The following is a 19,473-nucleotide window of genomic DNA, read 5'->3' as shown; positions in this document are numbered from 1 at the left end:
CTCTCTGTTTCAAAATTATTCATCAGGGATTTCAAAACGATAAACGCTGCCGCCAAAATCATTCACTAAAAAACCATTCTCCACTGGCGTTACCGGCGAAAAGACCGGCGCACCCAATTCTACACTCTGAATGAGCTTGCCATCGGGCGGATTAATTGCATACAATAGTCCGTCGGAAGCACCAAAACAGATCATCCCAGTTATCAGTATTGGCGCCGATTCAACGGCAGCACTTTCTGGTTTCGAATAAGGTGCAGAATAAAAGAGTGATTCACCGGTTTTAAACTTCCATACCTCCTTACCAGTCATACGGTCGAGGGCCACTATTCCTTCTGCTGATGTTCCAATAACTATTAACTGATCGACCAGTAAAGGTTTAGTTGCTACCTGAATGTCATAAGGTGTTTCAAAATAGCGGTACAGCTCACCGGTATGAGCATTCATCACCCCAATTCCCTTTTGGGATGCAACATATAAAGCATCGTTATGCCAGGTTGCTGAACTGCTTCGAAAACGAAATCCATTATCACTTTTCTTCCAAAGCAGTTTACCGGTTTTGATGTCGTGGGCAAATAAAGCTCTCCAATTGGAACCAGAAATCAAGACATTTCCGGCGATTGTCATGGTAGATGCATCCCCTTCGCCTCCTGTCCATTCAGTATTTGACCATACCTCTCGTCCGTTTTCTATATCCAGAGCCTTGAGGTAGTTTCCAAAGCCAGTGTAATAGACTCCGTCTTTCACCACACTTCCTGAGATATAGGCTCCAAGTCCCTTTTGACCAAGCTCTTTCTTCCAAAGCAATTGACCGTTGTGGGCATCAAGAGCATAGGCTATCCCAAAGTGATCAGTAGCCAGGACTTTTCCTCCTTCATAGCAGATAGTATTCTTAATCGAACCTTCAGTAAAGTATGTCCAGGCATTATGCCCTGTTTCCACATCCAAGGCTATTATGCCACACTTTTTCAGCCTAAAATCATCAATCATGGCAACAAATACTTTTCCATCAGCCTCAATAGGTTTAGCCATCCATGTATTGGCTTTGACATTGGATAACCACATTAAGTGTCCAGAAGTATTTGCATCCACCACATTACTTAATTCAAATGTATGCTTGCGACTGGTTATTTCCCCATCGGCAAACGTAGCTTCCACCGATAGCTGCAATTTTTTATTCTTCCATTTTTTACGAATTGGTATAGTTGCACTCCAGTTCCAATCGGTATTTGGGGCCAGATCAAAAGTCACATTTTCACCATCATCACTGGTTATAACTCCCTTTATAAAACTTGCGTGCGCAGTTGAGTGGTAGGCATTAACCGATACCAGCAGGTCATTGCTTTTCGTTCTCTTCACGACTTTGTTTATTGGTGAGTTAATTACTAATTGATGATCTACATATGCATATCGGGGTGTAATGTTAAGCTCTCCTTCATCACTAATGTCATAAACCAAAAAGTTCGATGGAGAATGATCAATGCCTCCTTTATCGGGCGAGGAAGCACACACACTAACAGGACCATTATCACCATGTTTCTTCATGAAATTAATATGCCAGTGACCATAAATCCATGCCTTCAGGTTATGGTTATTCAGATTTAGCACCTGATTCTTTTTACCCTCGTATATGAATTCATCACCAAAAGTCAACAGGTCATGATTAAACACCACAAGATTCATCGTTGGATCCACATGTTTTAAATCATTAACCAACCAATTATAAACCTGTTCCTTTGAATACGAAGGATGATGATCGCCATGCAACATTGGTGTTACTACAAAATGCGTATTACCTGAATCGAATGAGTAGTAAACAGGGCCAAACAGGGATTCAAATAGTTGCTCGCCATAATCGCCATTCACCAGGTCATGATTCCCGATACAATAAAAAACGGGAACACCCATGCTTTGTGTGTGAATCGTTCTTGCATGAAACTGCAGCCCTTTTTCATAACAGATATCACCTGTATGAATAATAAACCCAGCCTCATGCTGTTCTGCATATTCCTTGATATTATCTATCCACTGATGATGCTCATAGGTTTCTGTATCGGTAATTTGAATAAAACGTGCATTATCAGCTGTTTTAATATAAGGCTTTAGTCCAAAATCATATGCCTGGCTTTGCTTATCAACCGGCAAATAATGTTTATAGCTTGTTTGGTAACCAGCCGGTACTGTAATAAAAATAAAACGTGTAATATCATCCCCTGGCAAATCAAAGTAACCATTTTCGTCGGTGCATACTACATGTAAACCATCTGAAACTTTAACACCTTTAATTCCCTTTTCACTTCTATCATAGTTACCATTTCCATTATCATCAATAAAAACCCGTCCCTTATATGAGGCATAAGTGAGGGAAACGAGGCACAACAGAATGCCGGTAATCAGCCATTTATTCATGTTCATTCCTTTTATATTTACTCTAACGCTTTGGTAATATACTTTTGACGGTAAAAAAGAACTTTATCTATAAATCTAACTGAAAATGGGTTACAACGTAACCATGATCAGAAGGAAACATAGCACTTTTGTTTCCTATAACAATCGTTTCATTATAATCCACCTTTCTAATTTGTGAATCCAATACCTTCAGTTTATTTCCCTTATAAAGAATATAATCTATACGATGGTCATCATTCACACCTGGCATTCCCCAGCTAATACCCGGATTATGTTTTGGATTGGGATATTTTTCCCGAAATGCATCTTTTAGTCCAGCATCTTCAAAAGCAGATAAGGTCCACCAGTTCACCACTAAATCATTGTTGATGCCCTTATTAGATTCAACCCAGTCGCGATGAGACCAGATATTGAAATCCCCACCTACAATAACAGGTACATCATCGGCATTGTCTAAAAATGGTTGCAGACCTTTAAGGATAGCTCCAACTTCTTTAGGACGTGAACCAGAGGTTTCCCACTTCACCAATTCATCAGGCGTTTTTCCCAGTAATTGTGGTTCATCATCCCAAGGATCAAAGTTGAGCCAAGTATCAAACACCATCATTTTTGTTGTATCGTTAAGGTACACTTCGATACCTCCTACATTAAAATAATTGTAAAAGTCCACCCTTTCACCCAATGGATACCTGCTTAAAATGGACAGATTGGTATGTGGATTATCAAGCGGAGTGCCTGGCTTATCGATCAAATGAAAATAATATCCCAATGAATCAGCAATCATCTTACCCGAGCCATAGGTTTCAATCAGTAATACAATATCCGGATTTACTGACTTGATAATATCTATCACATGTGGACGACCATCTTCCTTTAAGTCAGCATCATTCCCTCCGTGCCATATATTCCAAACCATCACAGAAACTGATAAAGACTGAGATGCTTCTATATCATTACCACGGCATAGGATACAGTTGCCTGTTAAAAGTATAAATGATAAACTAATACAAGTGAGTAACTTCATAATATTCGGTATTTTGTGTCAAATCCATTTTGCCAATATAACGCCTTTCAAAGTAATATACCCCCAGTTCTGATTCTCCATTTTTCATAATTAATCGGCTGATGTATTAATTTGCGATATACAAGGTTTGCTGTGACTCCATTTTTTTACAAATAAAAACGGCCATCCTTGTAAAATTCAGGATGGCCGTTAATTAATCATTATATCATTTCTATCGCTTAAAATAACTGATTGCTTCTTTTAATTTTGCTGCCAGTTGAGTCAAATGCTCCGAGTTATTTGTAAAGATAGATGCCGACCCTGAGTTTTGCTGAGTCACCTCATTGAGTTCCTGGATGGCTTTATTAACCTGTTCAGCACCACTCTGCTGCTCATAGCTCGATGCCGTAATCTCCTGCACCAGCTGTGTGGTTTTTTCAATCTCAGGAATGATATCCTCAAGCTGTTTGCCAGATTTCTCAGCTGCATCAACTCCGTGCTGCGTTAAATCAATTATCTCCACTGCTGCTTTTTGCGAGCGTTCAGCCAGCTTCTTCACCTCGGCCGCCACCACTGCAAATCCTCTGCCTTGCTCACCAGCACGAGCAGCTTCTACGGCAGCATTTAATGCCAGGATATTCGTTTGTTTAGCAATCTCCTCGATGATGGTAATCTTTTGAGCAATCTCCTGCATCGAAATGGTTGTTTCTTTTGAGCTTTCGAAGCTTTCTTTAATGCCCTTAGCCGATTGAAGGGCGATGCCCTCAGTCTGTTTCGAGTTTTCGCTGTTTTGCTGAATAGTGGCTACCATCTCCTCCATTGATGAAGATATTTCTTCAGAAGAGGCCGCCTGATTAGATGCTCCTTCGGATAGCTGATTAGACGAGGAAGCCAGCTCCAGACTGGCAGTATTAATGGCATCGGAGCTTTCGATAATCTCATTCACAATTTGCTTCAGGTTATCAATCATATCTCGTAATGCCCGACCTAAATCTCCGGCTTCATCCTGCTGCTCATCATCCACATCAATCTCAGCCGTAAGGTTACCATCAGCAATTTCGCGAGCGATAGCAGCACTTTTAATAATTGGCCGAACAATATTTCCTGCAGTGAAATAGACTATCACATAAAGAATAATTAATCCTATCAGTCCTATAATAACACTCTGATAAAATATGGCATTGGCCTTTTTCAAAATTACTGCTTTTGGCACTTCAATACCCAGTGTCCAGGTTGTTTCAATACCTCTAAAGGTAACCGGTGTATAGGATACATAGTACTCTACTTCGTTTTTCTGGTTGACATATTCAAAAGGATAATCCTCAGACTGTAATGTTTTATCCAGTCCGATTGCAAATTCCGGACTGTCAGAATCAATAACCGATAATAGCTTTTGGGATACATAATCGGGTGAAGTATGAGCCACAATACTGGTGTCTCGCGATACCAGATAAGAAACAGCGCCTTCATAAAGATCCATGCTTGAGATGATCTTCGACATATCATTCAAACTAATATCAACACCCACGAGTCCTAGAAAACGACCACTGGCATCTTGCAGGGGTGCAGTGATTGAAGTCATTAGGATACCTTCCAACTCCTCTGTTACGACATCATAATATGGATTCCAGATATCTGCATGATTATAATCGCGCGCCTGGTAATACAAACTGGTCAGCACTTCATCATTCATATCCACTCTTTCGGTGGTTTGCTTCAATTGACCATTTAATCGAAACACTACATTACGCTCGCGACCATTTCGCATGGTGTAGTTACTGTCCAGCGCTTTAAGTTCCCATATCTGCCAGGTTGATAACAAATCCGGATTATTCTGACACCAACCGTATAACATATTGCCAAAGACCTCATCCCGGTATGCCTCATCCATTGGCAAATAATTATTGTAATTATCACGAATGGTATTTGTTGATGTGATCACCTGATTAATATCGTTTTGTATCAGATTGCGAGAAGCCTTTAAATTAGCATCAATAATTGATTTGGAATCTTCTAATGCATTCTTTCTCAGCTGTAAACTAATGTAGGCAAGCGTTGCGCCATAAATGAGAGTAAAAGATGCTAGCGTATAAACCAACAGCTTACTCTTTAAGCGTAGATTAATAATTTTATTCACAAGCAGTTATTTTAGGTTATTTTCCCGGACCTAGTTATGCCTTATATATACGTGTAATGCTAGCAAAAGTTTTCTTTTCCACAAATGAGTTTTAACATTTTTATACAAAAAATGCCTGACTAAATGCCAGGCAAAGCTTTTCTTATAGTATAAAATATGAAATCTATTCCATCGCAAAGACCTTAAAAGCTAATTCAAAGTCATCGTATATCATCTTGTCTCCCAGGTTATCGAAGAACTTCCCTGAACCGTATTTTACATCGTATTTAGTGCGATCAACAACAATTTTACCTTCAAAAGCATTACCACTTTTTGTAAAATTAAAAGTTACCGGATGCGTTTTGCCTTTGATGGTTAAATCAGCTATCACCTTGAAAGCACTGCCCTCTTTCACTACTTTTGAGATGATGAGTTGACTCTCGCCATACTTTTCAACACCAAAGAAATCGTCGGATTTTAAATGACCTACCAATTTGGCATTATAATCCTGATTATCTAAATCGGTACAGGTGATGGTGGTCATATCAACGATAAACTTACCGCCCACCAACTCCTTGTCTTTCATCTGCAATGTACCTGATTTGAATTGAATATTACCCGTATGCTCACCAGTTACTTTTTTTCCTGTCCAGGTGATCTTACTCATCTTAACATCAATTTGTCTTTCTTGTGCATCAGCCCAGGTGAAAAACAGGCACAGGCCAACGATTAATAATGATAATCTTTTCATGGTGTTTATTTTAATTGGTTATTGTCGACTTTTAATAGAAACATCACCTGCTATTTATGGTTCAGATTCATGCTGTTAAAAGTTTGTTAACAGGCTATCAAAAGAGTGTTACAAATGTTCAGAGAACTCAGCTCAAATGAAACAATTACATCCTTACATCCAACTGATTTACTGAACAATAACAACATCTGCACATGTTATAGTATGCTTATTACAACAAAAACGCAAGTGGTAGAAGTAAAGATTGATGCTTATTTTTACTATTCCTGATAATTGTATTTCAAAGCTTTAATAAATATGTCGCCTGCAAAAATTACGTTTATCCTCTGTTGTCAAGTACTGGCATGTAATCTTTTTGCCAGTGACACCATCTACAAAACAGGTTGGATCGATTTTAATAAAAACGGTATTAAGGATATCTATGAAGATCCGAAGGCCCCCATTGATAAACGAATCGATGATTTGCTGTCGCAGATGACCCTGGAAGAGAAAACCTGCCAGATGGTGACCCTGTATGGTTATGGTCGCGTGGCCAAAGATGAGCTGCCTACCGAAGGGTGGAAGCAAGAGCTTTGGAAAGATGGGCTGGGTAATATCGACGAAGCATCGAATGGTGTATACAAAGAAGCTAAATATAAGTATCCGTATGACAAACACATTTGGGCCCTCAACCAGATTCAGAAATTCTTTGTGGAGCAAACACGCCTGGGCATACCTGTTGAGTTTACCAACGAAGGCATACGCGGGTTGAACCATTATAAAGCCACTTCGTTTCCCGCGCAAATAGGCATGGGCTGCACCTGGCATAAAGATTTACTACATCAGGTGGGTTTATGCATTGGTGCCGAAGGGCGGGCTCTTGGTTATAATAACATCTATTCGCCTGTGCTGGATGTGGCACGCGATCAGCGCTGGGGACGCATCGTTGAGTGCTTCGGCGAAGACCCGTTTCTGCTGGCGGAGCTGGGCATACAAGTGAGTAAAGGCATTCAGTCGCATGGCCTGGCTAATACCCTGAAGCATTATGCCGTGTACTCGGCCCCCAAAGGCGGGCGCGATGGACATGTGCGACTTGATCCGCACATTGCTCCCCGGGAGATGCACCAACTGTACCTCTACCCCTTTAAGCGAGCCATTATGGAAGCGGGTGTTTTGGGTGTTATGAGTTCCTACAACGACTATGATGGGGTTCCGGTGAGTGCCAGCCACTACTTTTTGTACGATCTGCTAAGAAAAACCTATGGGTTTAAAGGCTATGTGGTGTCCGACAGCGATGCCGTGGCCTGGGTTCACTCCAAACACCGCGTGGCCGAAAGCTACAAAGATGCTGTGCGACAAACGGTGGAAGCCGGATTAAATGTGCGCACCACCTTTAACCATCCGGCTAATTTTGTGAATCCGCTGCGCGAACTGGTTAATGAAGGTGCCCTTTCGACGGCTGTTGTCGATGAGCGGGTGAAAGATATTTTATACGTCAAGTTTAAAGAAGGACTTTTTGATCAACCCTACCGAAATGAGGAAACAGCTAATGCGGCTGTTCGAACACCGGCACACCTGGAGCTGGCCAAACAGGCATCGCGCGAATCATTGGTATTGCTTAAAAACAACGGCACCTTACCCCTTAAGGCTTCCGAAGTACAAAACATCCTGGTTGTTGGGCCTAATGCCAAAGCAAAGAAGAGTTCCATCAGTCGATATGGCGCGTTGGGCGTTGACATTATCTCGCCATTGGAAGGTATCCGCAATTATCTGCCTGAAGATGTTAAAATAGATTATGCCTTGGGTTGCGAACTAAAAGACAGTAACTGGCCACACTCTGAGGTCATGCAATATGACATTAACCCGGACGAACAAAATCACATTGATGAGGCTGTTAATAAAGCTAAAATTTCGGATGTAATTATAGCGGTTTTTGGCGAAGACGAAAGCATGGTTGGTGAAAACCTGAGCCGCACCTCACTGGATTTACCCGGCCGACAAAATGACTTACTGAAAGCCCTTAAGTCAACAGGTAAACCTTTAATTGTGGTACTTATTCATGGCCGTCCCTTATCGGTTAATTATGCACAGCAGGCAGCTGATGCTATGATTGCGGCCTGGTTTCCAGGTGAATTTGGCGGACAAGCAATTGCCGAGGCTTTATTTGGAGAATTCTCGCCTGGCGGGAAGTTATCCACCACCTGGCCTGCCACAGTCGGACAAATACCGCTTAACTTCCCGTTTAAACCATACTCCCAGGCAGGGCAAGCCAAAGAAGGGCCGCACGGTACCGGTGAGAGTCGTATTGTTGAACCGCTCTATGCATTTGGTTATGGCCTATCATATACTAGTTTTGAATATGACAACTTACACATCAACAATAATCTTACAACAAGCTCAGGTGAGTTATCTGTTACCTTTGACATCACAAATAGCGGCAACTATGCAGGTGACGAAGTGCCTCAGTTATACATCCATGATGAGTACGGCTCTGTGGTTACCTATGAATGGCAGCTGAGAGGATTTGAACGCCTGCACCTGAAGCCCGGTGAGAAACAGCAAGTCAGTTTTATTATAAAACCTGAAGACCTGAGCCTTCTCAATCAACATATGGAGTATGTTACAGAGACTGGACGATTTCAATTGGCCATCGGCTCCTCATCTACAGACATCAGACTTAAAAGCAGTTTTGAAATCAAATAAAACAAACATATGAACAACAGATTTTTTGGAATAATCACATTTGTAATGGCACTGGCTCTTTCGGCCTGCCAACCTCAAGAAAAGGTAGCTGACAATATATTGCAGTATGTTGATCCGTTTATTGGCACAGGCTTTCATGGACACACCTTTCCGGGGGCAACGCTACCGTTTGGCATGGTGCAGTTGAGCCCCGATACCCATTTGGATGGCTGGGAAGCCAGTAGCGGCTACCACTACGATGACACAAAGATTTACGCCTTTAGCCATACCCACCTAAGCGGCACGGGCATTGGCGATCTGGGCGATGTTGGCCTGCTTCCCTATTCCAACACCACTGAATCAATTCCGGCAGCTACATTTAGCAAGGAAAAAGAAAATGCTGCCCCGGGACACTATTCTGTTCACCTCGATAATTTCAATATCGATGTAGAATTAACAACTACTTTACGCGTAGGTATGCATAAATACACCTATGGAAATAAACAGGATCGTAATGTGATGCTGAACCTGGCGCACGTGCTTCAGGCTAACTGGGGCAACGCCATAACGGGCAACGAATGTACCATTGTGGATGAACAAACCATTGAAGGGATTCAGCGATCAACCGGCTGGGCACATGACCACCTGGTGGCCTACCGCATTGAATTCTCGGAGCCTTTTGCCCAAAAACGCATTATAGTAGATGGTGAAGAAAAAGACCTGACAAAGATAAATGCCAATGATGCGCAGATCTACCTGACATTTAACGAGAGTGATAAACCCTTGCTGCTCAAGGTGGCCATATCAGCAGTGGACCCGTCTGGCGCTCACAAAAACATGCAGGCCGAGCTACCTGGCTGGAACTTTGATCAAACACTGGCAGAAGCACAGTCTGAATGGCAAAAGCAATTGGAACAAATACATATTGAAACCAACGATGCAGCAGTAAAAACTAATTTCTACACTGCCATGTACCATAGCATGATGGCACCTTTTATATGGCAGGATGTTGATGGCCGCTACCGCGGTATGGACAAACAGATTCACCAGGCAATTGATGGACATGTCAATTACACGGTATTTTCACTATGGGACACCTTCAGAGCCTTTCACCCCTTGATGACCATTATTCAACCAGATAAAGCCAGTATCTGGGCAGAAGCATTGGTTCAGAAATACAAGGAAGGCGGCATACTGCCAAAGTGGCCTTTAGTAAGCAATTACACAGGTACCATGGTAGGTTATCCGGCGGTTTCGGTATTGGCCGATGCTGCAGCCAAAAGCTTAGGTCCGGGTGATTTAAGCGAGTGGCTTGAAGCCTCTGTGCAATCTGCTACCTGGCGCCCTGATATTGTGGAACGTTTTAAGGATACCCGTGAAGCAGCAGTGATGCCCCGTCACATCTATTTTAAAGAGACTCTGGGCTGGGTGCCTAGCGACTCTGTTGCGGAGGCCGTATCATACGGTTTGGAGATGGCCTACTACGACTGGTGCGTGGCCCAGATTGCCCAAGCTTCCGGCGAAACCAAAACAGCCAGCGAATTCATGGCTAAAAGCGAGTATTTCCGTCACTATTTCGACCCAACAACAGGGCTGATGCGCGGCCGCAACCACGACGGCTCATGGGTTACGCCTTTCCGCCCCCGCTACTCGAGCCACGAAAAAAGCGATTATGTGGAAGGCAACGCCTGGCAGTGGAGCTTTTTTACCCCACATGCCAATGAGGAGCTGATTGACCTGTACGGCTCGGCCGACCACTTTGAGGCCATGCTAGATACGCTATTCACCACTGATTCAAGCATTGAAGGTGAGCACGCTTCCGCCGATATTACCGGATTAATCGGTCAGTATGCCCATGGCAACGAGCCAAGCCATCACATGGCCTACCTTTACAATTGGACCAATGCGCCTTATAAAGCCAATGAACGCCTCGACCAGATTATGCGCGAATTCTATCTGCCTGAACCGGCTGGTATAATCGGTAACGAAGACTGTGGTCAGATGTCGGCATGGTACGTTATGAGTGCTTTGGGTTTTTACCAGGTATGCCCCGGCGATGCTACATACACAACCGGTCGCCCCATGGTAGACAAAGCAATTATTAACCTGCCCCAAGGGAAACTGGAAATTATCGCCCATAACAACTCACCTGAAAATATGTATGTGGAGAAAGTTGTATTGAACGGGAAAGTACTGGATAAACCATTCTTCACCCACGAGCAGCTATTGACAGGTGGCCGGCTTGAATTTTTTATGACTGGTGAAAAATAGACTATTAGACGTAAAACGTTAGATAAACACAGGCATACTCAATGCATATGAAACGTAGAACCTTTATAAAGCAATCGGGCATGGTCATTGGTGGTACTTTATTAGCATCACCATTGCTCCATGCTCAAAACCAATCAACTGCTGATTTTAAGTCAATGCGCCCTGCTGAGGGCAAGCGCTGCTTCAACAGTAAAGAAGTTGAGAAACTGATTAATAAAGTTAAGAGCTCCATGGCCGACAATGAACTGGCCTGGCTGTTCGAGAACTGCTTCCCCAACACACTGGACACAACAGTTGATTTTGAATACATTGATGGGCAACCGGATACCTTTGTGATTACAGGCGATATTGATGCCATGTGGTTACGCGACAGTACCGCTCAGGTGTGGCCGTATATGCCGCTTATCAAAAAAGATAAGGAACTCAGAGAATTGATTAAAGGCCTGGTTAAGCGACAAACCAAATGCATCCTGATCGACCCATATGCCAATGCTTTTTATAAAGATGTGACCAAAGTATCGAAATGGCAGAGTGACCGCACCCAGATGCTGCCCGGCATTCATGAACGCAAATGGGAGATTGACTCGTTATGCTATGCCGTGAGGCTGGCCAACGAATATTATAGCATTACTGGTGACAGCAGTGTTTTTGATGACGACTGGCAAAAGGCCTCACGCCTTATTGTGCAAACATTTAAAGCCGAGCAGCGCAAAGACGGTACAACACCCTACACCTTTAATCGTGAAACAGGGCAAATGTTTGATAGTCCGGTACATTGGGGACTGGGCCGTCCGGTGAAGCCCGTCGGACTTATTTGCTCTATGTTCCGTCCATCGGACGATGCAACGCTTTACCCCTATCTGATTCCATCCAACGTATTTGCAGTAGTTAGTTTAAGGCAAATGGCCAATATCCATGAAAGCATTACCGGTGAAACACAACTCGCCAAAGAATGTACTTCTCTGGCCGATGAAGTAGATGCAGCCATCAGGCAGTATGCCATTGTTGAGCATCTGGATTTTGGTAAAATCTATGCCTACGAGGTAGATGGTTTTGGCAACCGGGTATTTATGGATGATGCGAACGTACCATCACTTATGTCATTGGCCTACCTGGGTGCACATCAGCCCGATGATGCCTTGTATAAGCGCACCAGAGCCTTTTTACTGAGTGATAATAATCCCTACTATTTAAAGGGCAAAGTGGCAGAAGGACAAGCCAGCCCGCACACCGGACAAGTTAATATCTGGCCTATGGGAATTATCCTCAGGGCCATGACCAGCACTGATGACAAAGAGATACGCCATTGTCTGAAGATGCTTAAGACCACACATGCCGGTACTGGTTTTATGCATGAGAGCTTTCATAAAGATGATGCATCAAAGTATACCCGCGACTGGTTCGCCTGGGCCAATACTCTGTTTGGCGAGCTAATCGCTAAGCTCTATCATGAACGCCCCCATTTGCTTAAGACAGAGTTGTAAATTAATACAATATAGCGCCGCTTTATTATTCAACTAATAAGCGGCGTTTATTTATCAGGATAGCTATTGTCGGCTCTACAAAGCAATGAGTTCGCTTGAGAGCTGGTTTCAATATCTCATGCTCCCCATAGATGACTCATCAGCCTTGTAAGATAAGCTATCTCCCACCCATGCCCTTAAATTTGGAACTGGTAATCAAAAACTAATTTGTTTTGTTATACCTTTACGCTATTACCGTTTTACAATCGTAAAACTGATTTACTAATCTGCTTAACCACTAAAAATGAAACAGATCAAAAAAAGGTATTATGTGCTCTCCTCATTGGCACTCATTATCTTCCTGCTGCTTTTCTTTCTTTCCACCATTGTTAAAAACTACATTAACAAGAACAGTGAGGAACTGATTGGACGTAAAGTGCATCTTACTGATTTAAGCATCAACTATTTCAAGGTCGCCGTGCGTGCATCGGCACTGGCAGTTTATGAAGCCAACCAAACAGACACTTTCGCAGGCTTCAGAGAGTTGTATGTTAACTTTGATCCCACCCGCTTATTCAGTAATGAGTACTCGTTTTCGACCATTACACTCGACAGCCTGTATATTCATGTTACACGTACCGATAAAGGCTTTAATTTTGATGACTTAATCCCTCCCGCCGATTCGGCAAGTCAGGAGGTAGTAACCGATACTGTACCTTCGAAGCCCTTGCGTTTTGCCATCCATAATATTCAACTGGCTCACGGTCATTTCAACTTCCTTGACCAAACAGTTGATAACGAGCTAAAGCTGGAAGACATCACCCTTGAACTGCCACTTATTGCCTGGGACAGCGAATCGTCGGATGTAGGTATAGAATTTGAATTTGGCGAGCGCGGCAAAGTATTTGTCGATGCCCATGTGGATCAGCTAAAAAATGAATACACGGTTGATTTCGAAGTGAGTAAGCTAGGCCTTGATAATATCTCAAGCTATGTGGAGGATGTAATTGATGCAGGCGGCATCGAGGGATATCTCAATACCAAACTGAATATTACAGGTCACATGGTTGAAACCAGCCAGATAGTAGTTAAAGGAGAAGCCAGTGTGGATTCATTCCGTATCTGGGATTTGGAAAACAAAGACGTGTTCAGGCTTGACCAATTCAGCGTTGGATTAGAAAACATTGATGTGGGTAATGAAAACTATCACTTTTCTCACCTGTCAGTTGTAAGACCAACCCTCACAGCCAGCCTTTACAAGGATATGACCAATATTGAGCGCATGTTGTTGCCATTAATGCCTGCCGACAGCACAAGTCAGGAAACCGAAGTAACTACTGACTCAACTGAAACTGCATCCGCCCTTAGCTATAGAGTAGATAAAATAAATATCGACAATGGCACTGTAGCTTTTGCAGATCATACGCTTTACCGCCCATTTTTATACGATCTGAAGAACATTGAGGTGGAACTCAACGGCATCACCAATAATGCCGAGCAGGTGCCGGTTAATTTCAGTATTAACCTGAACGACCAAGGCAAGCTGGACGGACAGTCGACCATTAACATGCTGCACCCTGAGGTGTTTGATTTGGAAGCTAAGCTGGAGAAACTACAACTACTAAGCTTCTCACCTTATTCAGAATATCACATTGCGCGCCCCATTACACAGGGTGATTTCAACTACGACCTGAGCATCAGTATGACGCCAACACACATGCTGAATAACAATGACATTGTGATTAATGAGCTGGAGATTGGTGATAAAACTCAAAACGAACCACAGGTGAAAGCCCCGGTGAAGTTAGGCCTTTACCTGATGAAAGATCCACAAGATGTCATCAGCATTCACATGCCGGTTGAAGGAAACCCTTCTGACCCTAACTTCAGCGTTGGCAAGCTTATCTGGAAGGCTATCTCCAACCTCATCATCAAAGCGGCTGCTTCGCCCTTTAATGCATTGGGTAACCTGGTTGGCACGCGCCCCGAAGAGCTGGAAAATATTCCCATGCCATATGCACAGGATTCATTGTCATTGGAGCAGAAACAGACGCTTGATAAGATTGCAAGCATTCTGACAAAAAAACCTCAGCTTAACTTCAGCTTTATGCAGCAGACCGATCCTGAAACAGAGAAAAGTGCACTTGCTGTGGCCATGGCCAAAAAACGCATGCTGACCGAAACAATGCCTACCAACAATGAAAAGCAGATTGCGGCATACAACGAACGACTGGCTGCACTAGCCAATGACGACCCTGATTTCCTGGACTACATCAGGAAAACAGTAGAAGGTTCGGTTGGCCAGCCTCTATCAGCCAGCTGCCGACAGCTGATTGGTGAGGATGAGTTACAAGATGCCTTTACAAAGCTACTGATTAACCGCAACGAGCAATTGAGCTACTATCTGCTGCACGAAAAAGGGATTGACTCGACCAGTATTAGTGTAGCAACAGCTGATTTGCGCAACCTGCCCGAACAGCTGAAGAGTTGTAATTACAAAGTGGAGGTATCGATTAAATAATAATCGGAGTAAAACAAAAAGCCGTCAGGACTATGTTTGTTTATGATCCTGACGGCTTTTTTGCATCCTATTTGTTCGTCAAACCTTCACTCCATCTGTTCTTCTAATACTTAGAACACTCAGAAGCTTTCTGCCTAAAAAATGACGAAATCATTAAGCTTACTTCTTCACGTGAGGAAAAAGCACATAACTGCTTAAAACCACCTCGGTAATATAGCGTGTTTGCTTGTTTTTATCTTCGTATTGACGATAGGTTAAGCGCCCTTCAATGGCCACCTCATTTCCTTTTTGCAGATATTTTTGAGCTATTTCAGCTTGTTTGCCCCATGCCACCACATTGTGCCATTGTGTTTCAGTCTTTTCCTGCCCGTTCACGCCATTAAAACTTTCATTGGTGGCCAATGTAAATTTTGCCAGCTTGCGTCCATTATCAAATGCTTTGATTTCCGGATTCATTCCCAGGTTGCCTACTAACTGTACTCTGTTCCTTAAATTTGCCATGACTCATAATTTTAAATGAATAATAAATTGATGAAACAAAGGTGCAACGCCGTGCAAGCTTTAGTTGGTTATTAAGTATTTAGAGTTGTTTAGCTTTCGTTTAAAACCGTTTGCAATCATTTAAAAACGTTTATATATTTACTTACCTGATACTTACAAAACCAAACCTCATGTCTGAAAAACGTTTATGCCCGGTTTGCAACGACCCGATAATTGGCAGAGTTGACAAGAAATTCTGCTCCGACCAATGCCGAAACAGCTTCAATAATCGTAGATACAGTACTGAAAATGCCTTGGTTCAAAAAGTTAATCGCACCCTTAAGAAGAATTACGCCATTCTTCAGGCATTCAACCAATTGGGTAAAACAAAGATCAAGCGCACCAAGTTGCTACAAGAAGGTTTTGACTTCAACTACTTTACTGGCACCTACACCACCCAAAAAGGCGCCACCTACCATCTGTGCTACGATCAGGGGTATTTACCTTTAAGTGATGAGCTGTATTTGTTGATTCATTGGGAAGGTTAAACCCATAGATATCACTGGTCTGGCTGCTTCATATTCAAACATCTTTATAACAATACTCCAATGATACATCTGGATTAAAACAACAAAAGCAGACCTGTATAAGTCTGCCTTTATTGGTATTTGAGCATTCGGTTATTTCTTATTGAAGAAGTAAACTTTTCGTTCCTGGCTATTAGGAATACCAATGATATTGTTAAGATAATCATTCTTCAAAGTCAATCCGCTTTTCTGAACATAGCCTTCACCCATAGGCATGGCCGTCGCCCAGGAACCACTCATCTGGGTATATTCCAGATCGGTAATGCGGGCGATGGTATGCACCCCAACTGTGACAACGCAAAAATGATAGTCTTTGGCTGTTTCAAGAATTTCTTTAACCGATTCTTTGGTTAAGTCTTTTGTCAGTGCAGCTTGTTCAGCAGCCAGCATTTTGATATCGGCAATTGGTGTGCCTTCGTTAATAGTTGCATCTTCAAAGTTGATGATACCATTCAGAAACTCTGTTAGAGTTTCGGTTTTTGATTGTGCAGAAAGGTTGCCTGTCAACCCGAAACAAAAGATAAGGACCAGTGTGCTAATACATTTCATACTTGTAGATATTACAATTAATAGTTAACAAGCATTGAAGATAATAATATACCTTATAAATTTTTAGTTTAAGATGAAATTATGTCATCACATCTTGTACAGCACTATTATTTGATAACAATCCCCCTTCTTCAATGCACAGAAAGGATATTACTGTTGCAACTTGTGATTAATGTACTAACTCAATTTGTTAGTACATTAATCATTAACATATTTACCTGATTCATACTTATTCGTAACGCAAGGCCTCAACCGGGTTACGATTGCCAATACGCAGATAATTGACCACCGCCACGGCGGCAACTGTCAAAAGCACGATGAAGCTGCACATTAAAAATAACATCCAGTTCAAGGGAATCTTATAGGCAAAATTCTGCATCCATTTACTGGCGGTGTACCAGGACCCTACTAAGCCAAGCAATACTGCCGGAATAGCCATGTATTGAAGCTCCAAAACAAAATACTGCACCAGATCTGACATTTTAGCGCCATTGATGCGTCGAATAGCCAACTCTTTCTGCCGGCGGGTTGCTTCATTGGTAGTGTACCCAATCAGGCCAATAATTGTTATCAGCAGAATCACAAAGTTTCCGGCCAGCATGGCATTGCGGAAGCCTTTTTCATCAGCATAACTAATTAATTGTTCTTCAGCCAGGCTCTTTATTTCAGCATCTTTCTGCGGCAATACTTTATTAAATACTGTAGCTATTTTATCCTTCATGCCAGCCTGCGTGGAGCTGTGTACTTTCACAAGTATAGTCATTGACATAAACGGATGCTGGTTTTTCTCCTGGATAAATAGATGCTGTGGCTTGTAAAAGAAAACAGAAGGCCGATCATCGGGCCTCGAAAGCGGTCCGATAACAAAATCAGGATAGGTGCCCTGTATAGTAGTTGCGCCATGTTCAGTAATGGTGAGCGGCTTGCCTGCAACACCATCTGTCCAGTTATTATACACTTCCAGCAAATCAGCCGCTTTCTGACTAATCATCACATTATTGGTCGATGCCATTTCACTGGCAAATGAATGCCCCTGGGTGATGGGTATGCCCAACATTGAAAAATAGTGCTCATCAACCTCGTAAAAATCGGCCACATTAAACAGCTCTCGATGCCCGTCGGGCGATAGCACATTGTTACCTGAAGCATATCGAATGGGCACAGAATAGCCCAATGACACCTGCTCAACTTCAGCCATAGCATTTAGTTCATTAATAATCATCTGTACCTGACTCCCGTTCATAGCAGTAGTAGCACCATAATAAATACCTTCAGTATCATAACCGTGATCGGCCTTACGCATTTGCTCGTACTGCAAGGTGACTATCACCATGAGCGTCAATATAAATGATGCACCCACCAATTGAAGGGCCAGTAGCCCCAGTTTCCAGCTATTTTTCTTTTGCCGGTAACTACGAAACGCTGTGGCAACCGGGATGCGTGAAAAGTAACGGGCCGGCAAATAACTCATCAAGACTAACCATATGGCCAAAACGCCCATTAAAGGCCATAATACGCCCGGATTAACTGCAGCTGTCAGGCTATGTCCAAGCTGCGCTTCGGCGAAGGGTTTAAATACCCAAAGCAGTAGAGACGCCAAGGTCAAGGCCAGAACAAAAAGGGTGAGCGACTCCACAAAAATTAATTGCCGGATATCATTCACCTGCGCTCCGCATGTTTTATAAATGGCTGACGACTTGGCCCGGTTAACCAGTATACTAAGGGTCAGCAGAAAATAGTTCATCAAAGACACAAACAGCACAGCCAATGCAATAGTACTGAGTATCACCAGCATGTCTTTATGGTTATCTTTATAGATACTCTTAATTGGTTTTAGAACGTATTTGAGTACCATACCACCCTGCTCTTCCTCCAGCCGCTCTATATCCTGGTGTTTTTCCTGCATCTTACGCAAGGCCGGAGCTAAATCATTGGGACTAATGCCAGGCTGCAGCTTGACATAGGCCATATAACGATCGTTACCTAACCAATTGGTAGAACCATCCCATGAGAAAAATTCGGTGATGGAAACCATCGAAACCAGAATATCATAGTTATAGTTGGTGTTTTCGGGCAATGCTTCAAATTCACCCTGAACGGTCAGTTGTTTGCCCGGATAGCGTTTTAGCTCAATCACCTGGCCTATTACATCGCCTCCCATAGCCTCAGCCAATTCGCTGGATACCATACAGGCCATCGGGCGTGCTAATATTTTAGCAGGATGACCACTTATCATTGGTCGGGGTACAACATCGCCCCAATGTTCGTCGGCCAATACCACCTCGGCCTTGTAGCCTCTTTTAAGCTGATCATATACTACATGTGTACCAATTGAATTAAGTCGCGTAGCCGACTCCACCCCCGGTACTTCGGCTTTGATACCGGGAGCTATAGCTCCGCTTACATTAGAATAATTCTCAAATTCACCCGTTTCCTTATCGCGCTTAAAACTGGACTGCACCGTGTAAATGCGATCAGCATCGGGGTAAAACCCATCGTAGCTGTAGTAATAAAAAACTTCGGATAGTATGAGCATCCCAAAAGCCAGTCCTACAGCCAGTGAGATGGTGCGTGTAAATGTATATTGTCCTTTTACAAATAGCTTGCGAAGAGCCAGTTTAATTGCGTGTTGCATAGTTATTGTGTTTTCAAACGTTCATTCTTC

Annotated in this window: 12 protein-coding genes; 5 read left to right on the top strand and 7 right to left on the bottom strand. The window is 42.8% G+C overall.

The window, feature by feature from the left end:
- Positions 1–15: 15 nt before the first annotated feature.
- The 4 genes from KEM09_RS01305 to KEM09_RS01290 form a co-directional block, all read right to left on the bottom strand.
- Positions 16–2,412, bottom strand: a complete 2,397-nt coding sequence (locus KEM09_RS01305) for an outer membrane protein assembly factor BamB family protein (RefSeq protein WP_212224182.1) — start codon at positions 2,410–2,412, stop codon at positions 16–18.
- Between the two features lie 61 nt (positions 2,413–2,473).
- Positions 2,474–3,430: an endonuclease/exonuclease/phosphatase family protein gene (locus KEM09_RS01300; protein WP_212224180.1), complete on the bottom strand. Its 957-nt coding sequence runs from the start codon at positions 3,428–3,430 to the stop codon at positions 2,474–2,476.
- Positions 3,431–3,641: 211 nt separating this feature from the next.
- The gene (locus tag KEM09_RS01295) at positions 3,642–5,546 is read right to left on the bottom strand and encodes a methyl-accepting chemotaxis protein (protein WP_212224178.1); all 1,905 of its coding nucleotides are present in this window, start codon (positions 5,544–5,546) and stop codon (positions 3,642–3,644) included.
- 163 nt (positions 5,547–5,709) lie between these two features.
- Complete coding sequence (locus KEM09_RS01290; protein ID WP_212224176.1) at positions 5,710–6,276, bottom strand: YceI family protein; 567 nt, start codon at positions 6,274–6,276, stop codon at positions 5,710–5,712.
- A 297-nt stretch (positions 6,277–6,573) separates the two neighbouring features.
- Here KEM09_RS01290 and KEM09_RS01285 point away from each other — a divergent pair, with 297 nt between their 5' ends.
- From KEM09_RS01285 to KEM09_RS01270, 4 genes are all read left to right on the top strand, one after another.
- Positions 6,574–8,958 carry a glycoside hydrolase family 3 N-terminal domain-containing protein gene (locus KEM09_RS01285; protein WP_212224174.1) on the top strand — a complete coding sequence of 795 codons (2,385 nt, stop codon included), beginning with the start codon at positions 6,574–6,576 and terminating at the stop codon, positions 8,956–8,958.
- Between the two features lie 9 nt (positions 8,959–8,967).
- Positions 8,968–11,208: a GH92 family glycosyl hydrolase gene (locus KEM09_RS01280; RefSeq protein ID WP_212224172.1), complete on the top strand. Its 2,241-nt coding sequence runs from the start codon at positions 8,968–8,970 to the stop codon at positions 11,206–11,208.
- A gap of 47 nt (positions 11,209–11,255) precedes the next feature.
- A complete protein-coding gene (locus KEM09_RS01275; protein WP_212224170.1) occupies positions 11,256–12,692 on the top strand; it encodes a glycoside hydrolase family 125 protein in 1,437 nt (478 codons plus the stop codon).
- Positions 12,693–12,975: 283 nt separating this feature from the next.
- Entirely contained in the window at positions 12,976–15,192 is a 2,217-nt protein-coding gene (locus KEM09_RS01270; protein WP_212224168.1) for a DUF748 domain-containing protein, read from the top strand.
- Between the two features lie 159 nt (positions 15,193–15,351).
- Here KEM09_RS01270 and KEM09_RS01265 read toward each other — a convergent pair whose 3' ends face one another.
- Positions 15,352–15,693: a single-stranded DNA-binding protein gene (locus KEM09_RS01265; RefSeq protein WP_212224161.1), complete on the bottom strand. Its 342-nt coding sequence runs from the start codon at positions 15,691–15,693 to the stop codon at positions 15,352–15,354.
- Positions 15,694–15,863: 170 nt separating this feature from the next.
- Here KEM09_RS01265 and KEM09_RS01260 point away from each other — a divergent pair, with 170 nt between their 5' ends.
- A complete protein-coding gene (locus tag KEM09_RS01260) occupies positions 15,864–16,220 on the top strand; it encodes a DUF2116 family Zn-ribbon domain-containing protein (RefSeq protein ID WP_212224159.1) in 357 nt (118 codons plus the stop codon).
- 132 nt (positions 16,221–16,352) lie between these two features.
- Here KEM09_RS01260 and KEM09_RS01255 read toward each other — a convergent pair whose 3' ends face one another.
- Together KEM09_RS01255 and KEM09_RS01250 are read right to left on the bottom strand one after the other, a co-directional pair.
- Positions 16,353–16,808: a hypothetical protein gene (locus KEM09_RS01255; protein ID WP_212224157.1), complete on the bottom strand. Its 456-nt coding sequence runs from the start codon at positions 16,806–16,808 to the stop codon at positions 16,353–16,355.
- A 229-nt stretch (positions 16,809–17,037) separates the two neighbouring features.
- Positions 17,038–19,443: an ABC transporter permease gene (locus tag KEM09_RS01250; RefSeq protein WP_212224155.1), complete on the bottom strand. Its 2,406-nt coding sequence runs from the start codon at positions 19,441–19,443 to the stop codon at positions 17,038–17,040.
- Between the last annotated feature and the right edge of the window lie 30 nt (positions 19,444–19,473).

It is taken from the genome of Carboxylicivirga mesophila (assembly GCF_018271975.1).
Lineage (GTDB): Bacteria > Bacteroidota > Bacteroidia > Bacteroidales > Marinilabiliaceae > Carboxylicivirga > Carboxylicivirga mesophila.
This window is presented reverse-complemented; position numbering and strand designations above follow the sequence as displayed.

Excerpts from the sequence above, each read along its gene's own strand:
- KEM09_RS01275 (WP_212224170.1), top strand. The coding sequence starts at position 11,256 with ATGAAACGTAGAACCTTTATAAAGCAATCGGGCATGGTCATTGGTGGT.
- KEM09_RS01305 (WP_212224182.1), bottom strand. The coding sequence starts at position 2,412 with ATGAACATGAATAAATGGCTGATTACCGGCATTCTGTTGTGCCTCGTT.
- KEM09_RS01270 (WP_212224168.1), top strand. The coding sequence starts at position 12,976 with ATGAAACAGATCAAAAAAAGGTATTATGTGCTCTCCTCATTGGCACTC.
- KEM09_RS01260 (WP_212224159.1), top strand. The coding sequence starts at position 15,864 with ATGTCTGAAAAACGTTTATGCCCGGTTTGCAACGACCCGATAATTGGC.
- KEM09_RS01250 (WP_212224155.1), bottom strand. The coding sequence starts at position 19,443 with ATGCAACACGCAATTAAACTGGCTCTTCGCAAGCTATTTGTAAAAGGA.
- KEM09_RS01255 (WP_212224157.1), bottom strand. The coding sequence starts at position 16,808 with ATGAAATGTATTAGCACACTGGTCCTTATCTTTTGTTTCGGGTTGACA.
- KEM09_RS01285 (WP_212224174.1), top strand. The coding sequence starts at position 6,574 with ATGTCGCCTGCAAAAATTACGTTTATCCTCTGTTGTCAAGTACTGGCA.
- KEM09_RS01265 (WP_212224161.1), bottom strand. The coding sequence starts at position 15,693 with ATGGCAAATTTAAGGAACAGAGTACAGTTAGTAGGCAACCTGGGAATG.
- KEM09_RS01300 (WP_212224180.1), bottom strand. The coding sequence starts at position 3,430 with ATGAAGTTACTCACTTGTATTAGTTTATCATTTATACTTTTAACAGGC.
- KEM09_RS01290 (WP_212224176.1), bottom strand. The coding sequence starts at position 6,276 with ATGAAAAGATTATCATTATTAATCGTTGGCCTGTGCCTGTTTTTCACC.
- KEM09_RS01280 (WP_212224172.1), top strand. The coding sequence starts at position 8,968 with ATGAACAACAGATTTTTTGGAATAATCACATTTGTAATGGCACTGGCT.